Origin of the sequence: Streptomyces sp. NPDC088553, from assembly GCF_044752965.1 — a bacterium.
GTDB lineage: Bacteria > Actinomycetota > Actinomycetes > Streptomycetales > Streptomycetaceae > Streptomyces.
Genome location: NZ_JBIVMG010000001.1, coordinates 296,387 through 308,322, shown reverse-complemented (window position 1 = coordinate 308,322; position 11,936 = coordinate 296,387). Strand labels below are relative to the sequence as shown.

The 11,936-nt window shown below is 73.5% G+C and carries 10 protein-coding genes; 5 read left to right on the top strand and 5 right to left on the bottom strand.

Annotated elements, in window-relative coordinates:
• Positions 1–2: 2 nt before the first annotated feature.
• A complete protein-coding gene (locus ACIP8Z_RS01420) occupies positions 3–1,124 on the top strand; it encodes an AAA family ATPase (protein ID WP_030314967.1) in 1,122 nt (373 codons plus the stop codon).
• On the top strand, positions 1,121–4,102 hold the full coding sequence (locus tag ACIP8Z_RS01415) for a hypothetical protein (RefSeq protein ID WP_402077268.1): 2,982 nt from the start codon (positions 1,121–1,123) through the stop codon (positions 4,100–4,102). The genes ACIP8Z_RS01420 and ACIP8Z_RS01415 overlap by 4 nt, the downstream gene beginning before the upstream one ends.
• Positions 4,103–4,173: 71 nt before the next feature.
• Here ACIP8Z_RS01415 and ACIP8Z_RS01410 read toward each other — a convergent pair whose 3' ends face one another.
• Both ACIP8Z_RS01410 and ACIP8Z_RS01405 read right to left on the bottom strand, forming a co-directional pair.
• Positions 4,174–5,508 (bottom strand): phytase, encoded by a 1,335-nt coding sequence (locus tag ACIP8Z_RS01410; protein ID WP_402077265.1) that lies wholly within the window; start codon positions 5,506–5,508, stop codon positions 4,174–4,176.
• 712 nt (positions 5,509–6,220) lie between these two features.
• Positions 6,221–7,102: a winged helix-turn-helix transcriptional regulator gene (locus tag ACIP8Z_RS01405; protein WP_402077262.1), complete on the bottom strand. Its 882-nt coding sequence runs from the start codon at positions 7,100–7,102 to the stop codon at positions 6,221–6,223.
• A 140-nt stretch (positions 7,103–7,242) separates the two neighbouring features.
• On the opposite strand from ACIP8Z_RS01405, the gene ACIP8Z_RS01400 reads away from it, so the two are divergent.
• Genes ACIP8Z_RS01400 through ACIP8Z_RS01390 form a run of 3 tightly spaced genes read left to right on the top strand, consistent with a single transcriptional unit; the run spans position 7,243 to position 10,147 of the window.
• Positions 7,243–8,046, top strand: coding sequence for an ABC transporter permease (locus ACIP8Z_RS01400; protein WP_402077260.1), 804 nt, complete (start codon positions 7,243–7,245; stop codon positions 8,044–8,046).
• A complete protein-coding gene (locus tag ACIP8Z_RS01395) occupies positions 8,046–9,320 on the top strand; it encodes an ATP-binding cassette domain-containing protein (protein ID WP_402077258.1) in 1,275 nt (424 codons plus the stop codon). Before ACIP8Z_RS01400 ends, ACIP8Z_RS01395 begins: the two co-directional genes overlap by 1 nt.
• Positions 9,317–10,147 carry an ABC transporter permease gene (locus ACIP8Z_RS01390; RefSeq protein WP_402077255.1) on the top strand — a complete coding sequence of 277 codons (831 nt, stop codon included), beginning with the start codon at positions 9,317–9,319 and terminating at the stop codon, positions 10,145–10,147. The genes ACIP8Z_RS01395 and ACIP8Z_RS01390 overlap by 4 nt, the downstream gene beginning before the upstream one ends.
• Before the next feature lie 62 nt (positions 10,148–10,209).
• On the opposite strand, the gene ACIP8Z_RS01385 is transcribed toward ACIP8Z_RS01390, so the two are convergent.
• The 3 genes from ACIP8Z_RS01385 to ACIP8Z_RS01375 are packed head-to-tail and all read right to left on the bottom strand — an operon-like array spanning position 10,210 to position 11,685.
• Positions 10,210–10,728, bottom strand: coding sequence for a hypothetical protein (locus tag ACIP8Z_RS01385; RefSeq protein WP_402077253.1), 519 nt, complete (start codon positions 10,726–10,728; stop codon positions 10,210–10,212).
• Positions 10,725–11,255, bottom strand: a complete 531-nt coding sequence (locus tag ACIP8Z_RS01380) for an RNA polymerase sigma factor (RefSeq protein WP_402077251.1) — start codon at positions 11,253–11,255, stop codon at positions 10,725–10,727. The genes ACIP8Z_RS01385 and ACIP8Z_RS01380 overlap by 4 nt, the downstream gene beginning before the upstream one ends.
• Entirely contained in the window at positions 11,242–11,685 is a 444-nt protein-coding gene (locus ACIP8Z_RS01375) for a DUF3995 domain-containing protein (RefSeq protein ID WP_402077249.1), read from the bottom strand. Before ACIP8Z_RS01375 ends, ACIP8Z_RS01380 begins: the two co-directional genes overlap by 14 nt.
• Positions 11,686–11,936: the final 251 nt, after the last annotated feature.

Here is an 11,936-nt window from a genome sequence, read left to right as displayed (position 1 = left end):
GCATGTCCGACCTGCTCCGCGCCCCCGCCGAGATCAAGTACGCCGAAGAACTCGACTGGCTCGAGTCGATCGACGACAACCCCAAGCCGTTCTCGTGGCGTCTCTCCCCGAAGATGGTCCGCCTCTTCATCCTCGGCTCCGAGCGGGCCGACGGCCTGGACCGGGAGGTGACGCAGAAGTGGTTCGGCGACCGCAGCTTCGTCGAGCGCTCCATCGTCACCCTCGCCTCCGACCGCGGTCTGCTCCTGATCGGCGACCCCGGCACGGGCAAGAGCTGGCTCGCCGAGCTCCTCTCCGCCGCGATCAGCCGCAACTCCACCCAGGTCGTCCAGGGCACGGCGGGCACCACCGAGGACCACATCAAGTACTCCTGGAACGTCTCGATGGTCATCGCCAAGGGCCAGTCCCGCGAGTCGATGATCCCCTCGCCGATCATGACCGCGATGGAGACCGGCACCATCGGCCGCTTCGAGGAACTCACCCGCTCCACCAGCGACGTCCAGGACGCGCTCATCTCGATCCTCTCCGAGAAGTACATCTCGGTCCCCGAACTCGACAGCGCCGGCGGCGAGAACATCGTCTTCGCCCAGCCGGGGTTCTCGGTCATCGCCACCGCCAACAGTCGCGACCGCGGCGTCAACGACCTGTCCTCCGCGCTCAAGCGCCGGTTCAACTTCGTCCGCATCCCGGTCGTCACGAACAAGAAGAGCGAGGCCGAGATCGTCCGCTTCCGCACCGAGGAACTCCTGCGCCGGCACTCGATCGAGCTGGACGTGCCGCCCACCCTCCTCGACGTGCTCCTGCAGAGCTTCGCCGACCTCCGCGCCTCCGCCGCCGCGGCTGGCAGCGACGACGAGAAGCTGGAGTCCGCCCTGTCCACCGCCGAGCAGATCGGCGTCCTGGAGGACGCGGTCCTGCACAGCGACTTCTTCGGTGAGCGCGCCCTCACGGCCCGCGCCCTCGCCGCCTCCCTGGTCGGCACGCTCGCCCGCCGCGAGCCCGAGGACCTGGCCATCCTCAACAAGTACCTGCACGGCGTCGTCGAGCCGCGCGGCAAGGAGCAGGGCGGCTCCTGGCCCGAGTTCCTCGAGGGCGGCCGCGAGGCGATCGCGAAGCTGGCATGAGCACGACCTCCGAGACTCCGGCAAGCGCCTCCTTCGCTGCCCTGCGCGGGCAACTCCACGAAGCGGCGGCCGAGTTCGCCGGCGGCCGGGACGCTCTGGAAGGCATCCTGCTCGGCATGGTCGACGACGTCGGCCGGGCGGCCGCCGAGCCGCTGGAGATCTTCCCCGTCTGTCACCACTCACCCGCCTCCGCCCTCGCCATGGCCCGCCGACTGCGCGAGAAGCAGCCCAAGGTCGTGTACCTGGAGCTGTGCGAGGACATGGCCCCGCTCCTCACCGAGCTCCGCAACTGCCGGCTGCCCGTCGCCGTACAGGCCTTCGCGAGCGACATCGACGGCTTCCCGCCCGACTGGGCCCCGCTCTCGGTCGTCGCCCCGATCACCGAGGCCTCCGCCGAGTACCAGGCCATCGCGTACGCCCTCGACACCCCCGGCGTGGAGCTCGTCCTCGTCGACCGCTCCTCCGACCACGTCTTCCAGTGGGACACCCGACAGCCTGCCGCCGGCGAGGCCGACGCCGCCGAGGCCGGAGCCGAGTCCGTGGCCGAGACGGAGCCCGAGGCGGCCCTCCACGGCGAGGCCGTCGGCGTCGAGATCGGCGACCTGCGTCCGCGCTTCGCCGAACTGGAGGAGCACCTGCTGCGCCACGGCAAGGTGCGGCACTGGTCGGAATGGTGGCACCAGTACGTCGAGGTCCCCCTCGGGGACAGCGACCACGACACCTACCGCCAGGTCATGTTCCTCATCGGCAGCCTGTTCCGGCGCCTCGCCCCGGGCCGGGACGAGCGAGTACGGGTCGACGAGGACCGCGAGCGCTACATGTGGACCCGGATGCGCGAGCACCTCGCCGCGACCGGCACCGACCCCGCGGACTGCCTGTACGTGTGCGGCGCCTTCCACGCGGCCAGCCGCGTCGACGAGTTCGGCGTCCACGGCACGGGCGACTTCGCCATCTCCCCGCGGACCGCCACGACCTGGCAGTACGGGCTGATCCCCTCCAGCCACGCGGCGATCGAGGCACAGTTCGGCCTCGCGTCCGGCTCGGTGTCGATCGCCGCGACGGAATGGGCGAAGAACCTCAAGCGCACCCGGGTGAAGCCGTACCGCCTGGAGGGACAGTCCGGCACGAAGAAGCCGAGCGCGAGGAGGACGGCGGCCAAGACCCCGGCGCCCACGCCCGCGCCCGTACCCGCGTCCGGCCTCACGCCCGGTCCCGCCTCCGGCCCCACCTCAGGTGCCACCGAGGACCGGCTCACCGGCTTCCTCCGGCAGCCGCCCGCCCTCCACACCCTCGACGAGACCGAACTGCTCGGCTGGTCCGTGGACATCGTCCGCGCCGCCCGCCGCAGCGGCTATCTGGCCTCCACCGCCGACGCCATCGCCGTGTTCGAGACGTCGATCCTGCTCGCCGCCATGCGGGACCGGGCCAAGCCGACGCCGTACGACTTCCAGGACGCGGCGGTCACCTGCATCGAGAAGGACACCGTCCCCGGCCGACGGGACGTGCGGCGGCTCGTCGAGATCATGATGGGCGGCGACCGGATCGGCCAGGTCGGCTACGACGCGCTGCCGCCCCTCGCCCGGGACGTGCACGACCGGCTGGCGCCCCTGGCGCTCAACCTCCAGCAGCGCGGCGTACGCCGGGCCCTGCTCGACATGGCGTCCCGGCCGGAGCTGCGCGCCTGCTCGGACGTCCTGTGGATGCTGCGCCGTCTGCTGCCGCCCGGCGCGGCACGCACGGTGATGGGCGAGCGGCGGCTCGGCGAGCGGTCGATCCAGGAGTCCTGGGACCTGTCGCTCGGCACCCACCAGCGCGCGCTCATCGAGCTCGGGTACGAGGGCGTGAGCCTGGAGCAGGTGCTGGAACAGCGCCTGCGCCGTACCGCGTACGGTCCGCGGGCCACCACGGCCGAGGTCCTGGAAGCCGTCGAGGACGCCACGCTCCACCTCGGCGGCCGACGCCTCGCCGACGAGCTCGGGACCCGGGCCCTGGAGGTCCTCGCAGGCGAGCGCACGGTGGACGGCGCCCCGGAGGTACTGCGCCGGGTGCGCGGCCTCCTCGCCCACTACCGCACCAGCGAACCGGTCCTCCCGCCGTGGATCGAGTCCTTCGTCAGAGCCGGGTACGCGCACTACTGCACTCTGCTGCCGACGGCCTTCCGGGACGAGGACGCGACCGTGGGGCAGGTGGCGGCGATGCTGGGCTTCCTGTTCAGCATGGAGAGCCTGGCACTGTCGCTCGGCTGCGACCGGACCCAGCTGGAGCTAGCGGTCGCGCAGTCACACCCGAACGACCCGGCCAAGACGGCCCTGCTCTGGGCCGCACAGGTCCAGCTCGGCACGCTCTCCCGGGGCGAACTGCGAGGCCGCTGCGACGAACTCCTCGGCAACCCCCTGGTGGTGCCCTCGTACCCCCGCTACCTCAGCGGCTTCGTACACGCCCTGGAGCCGGTCCCGGGACTCGCGGACGTCGTCGTGGAGGCCGTGTCCAACGCCTTCGGACGGCTCCCCGACCCCGTCCTGCTGCCGTGGCTGCCCACCCTCATCACCACGCTGCGGTCGAACGCCGCCGACCTCGCCCCGTTGCTCATCCGCGAGGCGGGCCGGATCTTCCCGGCACGGCTGGCGGCCCTGGACACCTGGGTCCCGCCGTGGCACGCACGGCCGGCGGCCCAGGCGCCCCTGGCCGCGCCCGCGCCACGCGGCGCGGCGCTGCTCCCCCTCCACCCGGAGACATGCGACGCGGTCGCGGCCCTCCTGGGCCGCGCGGACGGGTGGGCCCCGGCGGGCGGGCCGACGACGGCCCCGGCGGGCGCGGCGCTCCTGTTCACCCACCGCGCCACCTGCGACGCCGTCGCGGACCTCCTGGGCTGTGGCGATCCCTGGACGACCGTGGGCCAGGCACTCCCCGTCGCGTCCCTGACGACGAGACACCCCGCCACGGCCCAGGCGGTGGCGGCGCTCCTCGCGACGCCGTGACGGCGCACCGGCCGCCGGGTCGTCGGACCCCGGCGGCCGGTGCGGGTGAGGGAGAGCGGTCGTGAGACGGATCAGTCGTCGATGGCGTCCAGGACGGTGCCGAGGTCGACGAACTTGAAGTCGGTCGCGGGGCGGTCACCGTCGCCGGGGGCGTCGTGGCCGTCCTGCACGACGAGGAGGCCGTTCGGGTACTGCGAACCGAGGGGAGCGTTCAGAGCGGCGGCGCCGTCGCACTCCTCGGAGCCGTCGAGGGCGCCGCTCGCGGGCGCGACCCGGAAGCCGCCCTCGTACTCGTTGCGGTCCGCGAGCTCGCGGTCGTAGGCGGCGAAGGTGTTGTCGCCCTGGCTGGAGGCGAGCAGGTATCCGTCGCCGTCGGACTCCTCGACCAGCGTCAGACCCTCGACGTCCGAAGAGATCCTGGTCCCGCCGTAGCCGGGGTCGGCGCCCGGCGTGCACTCCTCGGTCTCCTCGTCGTAGACGCCGGGGACGCCGTACTCGCGGACCTTGTCGAGGAGCTTCGGCGTGCCGGTGAGGTCGGCGCGCAGCCGCCAGATGCCGATGTCCTCCTGGCCTGCGTACAGGGTGCCGTTGGCGGGGTCGACGACCATGCCCTCGACCTGCGGCAGCTCGCCGGGCTCGCCGCACGGCGCCCACGAGGTGCCGTTCGGCAGCCGGAACGTGGCCGGCAGGTCCAGGGTGCGGACCTTGCGGTACGTGACCTTGCCGCCGGCGGCCGGGAGCAGTTCGAGCAGGGCGATACTGGTCCGCTCGCGGCGGCTGACGAGCGCGAAGGACTTCCCGGACGCCGGGTCCGTCCAGGTCGCCAGACCGTACGCGGTCCGCTGGTCGTTGATCTCGGCCTGGTCCTGCGAGAAGACGGCCGGCGCGGCGGGATCGGTGACATCGGTCAGCGGGCCGCCGGCGCGGTCGCGGTCGATGCGGTAGAACCGCAGCCGGTCGTGGCCGCGGTCGCTGGTGACGGCGAGGTCGGCCCGCCCCGAGGAGAGCCGCAGGCCCTGGACGAGGTCCACGTTGTTGAACCGGCCGGGGGCGTCGTCCGGTCCGTCCGCCGGAGGCGGGGCTATCGACTGCACCGGGCGCGCGTCCAGGTCGTAGACGCGGAGCCCGCCCTCCTTGGCGGTCGCGATGACCAGGCTGCGGCCGGGGGCGGCGGCGTTGCGCCAGATGGCGGGGTCGTCCGCGTCGGCGTTGCCGCCCGCGTCGTCGTCGTGCAGCACCGGCGTCTCCGCGCGGGGGGTCACGGCCGGCAGCGAGCCGGCGGGACCACGTTGGCGGCCCTGCGCCTGAGCATGGGCATCGGCCTGGGCGGGCACGGCGAGGGCGGCCGCGGCGAGCGCCGTGGTGACGGCGAGCACGAGCGACCGGGTGGTACGGGGGCGAGTCACGCAAGTCTCCTCAGGAGGGGGGCTTGTACGTCCTGCGTGAGCGTGGTGCCCTTCCGTGTCGGCCCGGCGGCCTCCGCCCGGCCGGAGGTCCGAAGTCCAGGTGTACGGACGATGAACCGCCACGGCAGGCGATCAGGTGGGGATCCTCCCGTGCGCCGGGCAGCGCGCACCGATGAGGCGGTCGGGCAGCTCGTAGCGGGGCGCGGCGGCCCCGCCCGCACCTGGTGCGAGCCCATGAGGCCGCCGAGGCGAGCACCTCGGTCGGCGACCGCACGGAGCGCGGCGCCGCTCGGGGTGGCCCCTGTCGGGTCCGCCGCTCAGGGCGAGGGGGTGAGCAGGTGAGGGGCGAGCGGGCGAGCGGGTCGGGTGGTTCGCGCCGACCAGCCGCCCGGGGATGACGGTGGCGCCCCGGCGGGCTCCCGTCCCGTCGTCGGGGCTTCCGCTCGACCCAGCAGTTCGGCCAGGCCCGCGCGGGTGGCCGCGACGACGACGCGAGCGCCGGGGTGGAGCACGTAACCGGGGCGGAGGTCCCAGACCGCGGGGCGAGGCACCCCGGCTCTCCCGGCGCCGGGGGAGGACCGGTTCATGCCGCTGGTTCCGGCCCGCGTCGGCGGGGCCGCTCCCAGCCTTCCAGCCGGACGGTCGCCCCGGCACGGGGGCTGACACCCGACTTCGGTGCCGGTGTCGCCATGTGGCGGTGGCGACGGCCCGTTCACTCCTCGGCGACCGCGGCTCCGTCGCGCCACGCCGTCTCCACGGCCGCCGGGATGTCCGTGACGGGGAACTGCACGTGCCGTACGGTCCGTTCGCGGTCCACGACCAGGATCGCGCGCTTCAGCCGGAGGGCCTGGCCCGCGCGGAACGTCGGGAGCCGGAGTGCCGCAGAGAACCCGTTGTCCATGTCGGAGAGGAGGGGGAAGGGGATCTCCTCGGCCACCGCGAACGCCCGCTGTTCGTCCGGGCGTTGGGTGCTGATGCCGCGCACCGCGACGCCCGCCGCCGTGAACCTCTCGTACTCCTCACGGAACAGCCGGTTCTCCAGGGTGCAGCCGGCCGCGCCGGGGATGTCCGTCCAGCCCTCCGGCAGCGGGGCGGGCCGGGCGGTCGCGGGGTAGCAGAACAGGACGGTGGCGCCGGCTCCGGCGTCGACCGGGTCGAGCGCGCCGCCCGTGTGAACGGGCAGCGCGAGCCGGGGCAGCCGGGTGCCGGGCAGGTCGTGGACGCGGTGCGCCTCGGCGCTCCGCTCGTCGGCGGAGGCGGTCAGCGAGCCGTCGCCCAGCAGCCAGCGGTCGGCCCAGTCCTGCATCGAGACCAGGACGGGCAGCAGCGCGCGCCCGGCGTCGCTCAGGCGGTACTCGAACCGGACCGGCCCCTCCTGGTACGGGACCTTGTCGAGCACCCCGCTGTCGACGAGGTGGTTGAGCCGCTCGGTGAGCACCTTGCGGGAGATGTCCAGCTCGCGCTGGAGCTCGTCGAAGCGGTGCCGCCCCCGCGCCGTCTCACGGACGAGGAGCAGGCTCCACCAGTCGCCGACGACGGCCGCGGCCTGGGCGATGGCGCAGGCGGCGTCGCGGTCGGGAACGGCTCGTGCCATGACGTGTCCTCCTCGTTCGGGTCACCGGTCCGGTCAGTGATCCATCTTGCGCCATCGAGTGGGTTCCCGATAGAAACTCACTGTAAGTTCCCCATGGGAACTCGCTCGATTCCAGTGTCTTCGGGGGAGGGATCCTTTTCATGCCCATAGTCTGGGCAACCGCCTGGCGCACCTGGCAGATGACCCGTCGCGCCTACCCATGGACGTACGCCGTCGGCACCGTCCTGCCCGCCGCGCTCACCATCGCGCTCGCCTACCTCGGCTTCCACGTCATCGGAGGCGGCGCCGTCGGCGATGACTTCGCCGCGGGCAGCGGCACCACCGCCTACCTCGCCTACATCGTCGTCGGCACCACCGCCTTCCACTTCGCCGTCCGGCTGATCCTCTGGTCCGCGAAGGCCCTCATCACCGAACAGCGGCAGGGCACCCTCGGCGCCCTGCTCATCGCCCCCGCCGGCCGCCTCCCGTACCTGCTCGGCTTCACCGGCTTCGCGGTGCTCAGCAGCGTCGTCGAGTTCCTCACCCTCGGCGTGGTCGTCGCCGTCCTCGGCATCACCGTGCCGGTCTCCTCCGTGCCCGGCGCGTTGCTCGGCGCCCTCGCGCTGATCGCGGCCGTCTTCGCGCTCTCGGTCGGCCTCGGCGGACTGATGATCGCGGCGGGCGAGGCGCACATCTCGCAGAACACCGTCTTCATCGTGCTCGGCCTGGTCGGCGGCTTCACCTTCCCGCGCGACTACCTGCCGGAACCCGCCCGCTGGTTCGCCGAACTCCTCCCCACCACCTCGGCCATGGACGTCCTGCACGGCAGCTTCACCGGCGGCCAGTCCCTCCCCGAACTCCTCCCGAGGCTCGCCGTCTGTGCCGCCCTCACCTGCGCCTACCTCTTCCTGGGGCTGAGCTACCTGCCGCGGGCCGAGGCCCGTGCCGTCGAAAGGACGTACTGATGACCACGACCACGGCGATCGAAGTCCGGGGCCTGCGCAAGGACTTTCCGGTACGGGACAAGGGGATTCTGGGCCCCCGCACCCTCAAGCGCGCCGTCGACGGCCTCGACCTCGACATCCCCCGAGGCCGCGTCACCGGGCTCCTCGGCCTGAACGGCGCCGGGAAGACCACCACCATCAAGATCCTCGCCACGCTCCTGCGACCCAGCGCCGGCACCGTCCGTGTCGAGGGCCTGGACGCGGTCGCCGACGCCCGCGCCGTACGCCGCCGCATCAACCTCATCGCCGGCGGCGAGCGCATGGTCTACACCCGTATGACCGGCCGCGAGAACCTCTGGTACTTCGGCCAGCTCTACGACGTCCCGAAGGCCGAGCTGCGCCGCAGGACGGGCGAGCTCCTCGACCTCGTGGGCCTGTCCGACGCCGCCGACACCATGGTCGAGCGGTACTCGCGCGGCATGACCCAGCGGCTCGCCATCGCCCGCGGCCTCATCAACCGCCCGGACTACCTCCTGCTCGACGAGCCGACCCTCGGCCTCGACGCCCCCATCGCCCGCGACCTGCGCCGAGTCGTCGCGGACCTCGCCGCGCACGACGGCACAGGGGTGCTGCTGACCTCGCACTACCTGGCCGAGGTCGAGGAACTCTGCGGCCATGTGTACGTGATCTCCGCCGGCCGCCACCTCGCCCAGGGCAGCCCGGCCGAGCTGAAGGCCGCGACCGGCAGCCACCGGACCGTCCGTCTGACCGTCACCGACCCGACGGAGCGCACCCGGGCCGTCGCGGACGCCTTCGGGGCCACCCGTGAAACCCTTCCCGACGGGGGAGAGCTGATCACCCTGCGCCACCCCGGCGACATGGCGGGACCGCTGACGGCGGCGGTGTTCGAGGCGGGCGGCTCCATCGGCGGCCTGGAGATCGCCGAGGCGAGCCTGGAGGACGCGATCCTGACCCTGGCGGAGCGGGGCGAGGCGGGCCTCGCGGGCCCGGGGCCCGATCGGCCCGAAGCCACGCCCACCCGCTCCGAAGCCGCGACCGTCCGCTCCGACGCCGTGCCCATCCACACCAGTGCCACGCCCACCCGCTCCGAAGCCACGCCCACCCGCTCCGAAGCCACGCCCACCCGCTCCGACGCCGCGACCGTCCGCTCCGACGCCGTGCCCATCCACACCAGTGCCACGCCCACCCGCTCCGACGCCGCGACGGTCCGAACCGACGCCGAGACCGTCCCCTCAGCGGCCGCGACCGCCGGTTCCAAGGGCGGCACCCCGTGAACCAGCTCCGTCACGCCCTGCGGGTCTTCGCCGCGGAGACGCTCAAGCAACACCGCCGGCTCTTCGGCCAGCCGCTCGTCGTCTTCTCCATGCTCGTCTGGCCCGTCCTCCAACTGGCCACCACCTACTACACCCTGCGCCCCGTCGCCACGGCCTCGCGGGCCGCCGAGAACTGGCCCCTCGCCGCCGACCCCGAGCGCCTGCTCGCCTTCCTGGCCACCGGCACCCTCGCGTACGCCTTCTTCTTCTCCCTCGTCCAGAGCGCCTGGCACCTCTCCTTCGAGCGGACCACCGGCACCCTCGAACTCCTCTTCCTGTCCCCGGCCGGCCGACTCACCCTGATGATCGCCAACGGCGCCGGCGCGCTCCTCCAGAACGCCTGGCTGCTCACCTGCTTCACCGTCGCCGCCCTGACCGGCTTCGGCACGCTGTCGGTCTCGGCCTGGTGGATGTACGGGATCGTCCTCCTCGCTCTGCTGATCCCGGCGGTGGCGTGGGGAGCGTTCCTCAACAGCCTCCTGGTCTTCTCCCGGGACTCGGCCTTCCTGTACACGATCCTGGACGAGCCCCTCTGGTTCGTCTCGGGAGTCCGCCTCCCGCACTTCGCCCTCCCGGCCGCGGTCCAGGTCGTCGGCGCGGTCTTCCCCCTCACCGGCAGCCTGCTCGCCGTCCGCGGCGCCCTGCTCGAACACCGCACGGCGAGCGAACTCGCCCCGACCCTGCTCGGCCTCGGAGCCCTGAGCGCCCTGCTCCTCGTGGCCGCCGCGCTGATCCTCCGGGTGGGCGAGGCACGCGCCCGGCAGACGGGCGCGCTGAGCCTGGCCTGAGAAGGGCGGGCCGCCGGTACGGTCGTCTCCGACCGTCGGCGGCCCGACGGCGGGCGCTGCGGTCACCTGACCCGCGCGGCCAGCCGCGTCATCGCCTCCTCCAGCTCGCGGCGCGCGCCGAACGGCACCAGTGCCGCGCGCCCGGGCACCCGTACGCCACCGGTGAGCGCGACCCGCGTGTGCCCGCTCCCGTCCGCGGCCTCCACGGCCGCCATCCCGATCACCAGGAACCGGCTCTGCAGCCAGCACCAGCCGGGCCGCAGCACGCCGTGGAAGTGCGCCCGCAGCCCGTAGCGGCTGCGGGCGAGGGCCTCCACCCGGTCGCCCTCGCGCCGCAGGACCCGGACCGACCGCATGTCGGGCTGGAACTCCCCGAAGCCGCCCTCCAGATCACCCATCACCCGCCACACCCAGGGGAGCGGCGCGGGGAGCACCCGCTCGACGAGCCGGGCACCCCGGACCCCCGCGACCATGACGTGCATCCGCCGCACGTCGTCGAGCAGCGGGCCACCCCCGCCCCCGTCGCGCGGGTCGCCCCCACGGCTCCCGATGCCCCCATCGCTCGCGTTGCTCTCGTTCACGCGGACCACGCCTTTCGGAAGCTCTGCCGGGCCCGGTGCAGCCGGGACTTCGCCGTGCCGGTCGGTACGCCGAGGAGTGCCGCCGCGGACTCCTCGTCCATCCCCTCGATGTCCCGCAGCACGAGGACGGCCCGGTGCGCGGGCGACAGCCGTGTCAGGACGTCGTCGATGTCGGCGGCCAGTTGTGGATCTCCCCGCTCCGGTACGTCGGCGAGCTCGGCCGGTCGCGCCCGCCCCGCCCGTTTCGCCACCCGAACCGCCTCCCGCACGGAGATCGCCCTCACCCACCCGTAGAGCGCCTCCGGCTCCCGCAGTGAACGAAGAGAGGTGAAGACGGCCACCAGGGCCTCCTGCGTGGCGTCCGGACCGTCGTCCAGCGCGATGGGACGGCAGATCCGGGAGATGTACGGGGTGAGGTGATCGAGCAGGTCGTGCAGGGCCAGGGTGTCGCCGCGCCGGGCGGCCCGGACCAGCGCGACGCCCCGGTCGACGGGGGCGCCGGCGTGGACGGGGTCAGCGCGCGGCACGCAGGGCCGCCCCTCCGAAGACCAGGCACAGCGGCGTGTACACCAGCGCGTTCAGCCACGGGAACGCCGCCCCCGAGCCGTCCTTGCCGACCACGATCCACACCAGCCCGACGGCCCCGCGGAGCAGTATCCCGGCGGCGACGGCGGCCGTGACCAGGCGCGGGATTCCGCGTCGGCGGCCACCACCGCGCGCGTGGAGCGCGACGGCGAACGCCGCGCACCCTTCGAGGGCCGCGAGCGGCAGGACCACGGCCGGTCCGAAGGACACGACGCTGCCGAGGACGGCGAGCGACAGGGCCCGCTCGTCGGCGGCGGGCCAGGTCAGGCCCGTGGCCCAGGCGAGGTGCACGAGCGCGAGGACGGCGAGCAGCGCCGCGACGCCGCGTCCGCCGATGATCGTGCGAGGCCGCTCGATGTCGATGACCGCCATGGGGTTCCCCTCCGTTGCGAGGCCGGCGCCGCAGCGCGCCGACACCCCGAGGAGGAGCGGGACCACCCGAAGGTTCCCTGTGATCCGGCTCACAGTGGCGGGCGCAGGAGGGGTGCGGGGGGAGGGGAAGGGGCCGGGAACGCGGACGACCCGTGGGCCTTGGTCCCGTCCGCTCGAGTTGGGACGGGAGCCGGCCGGATTACCGGCGGCCCACGGGTCGGGTGACTGCGTGGTTTTCGGCAGATGACCTG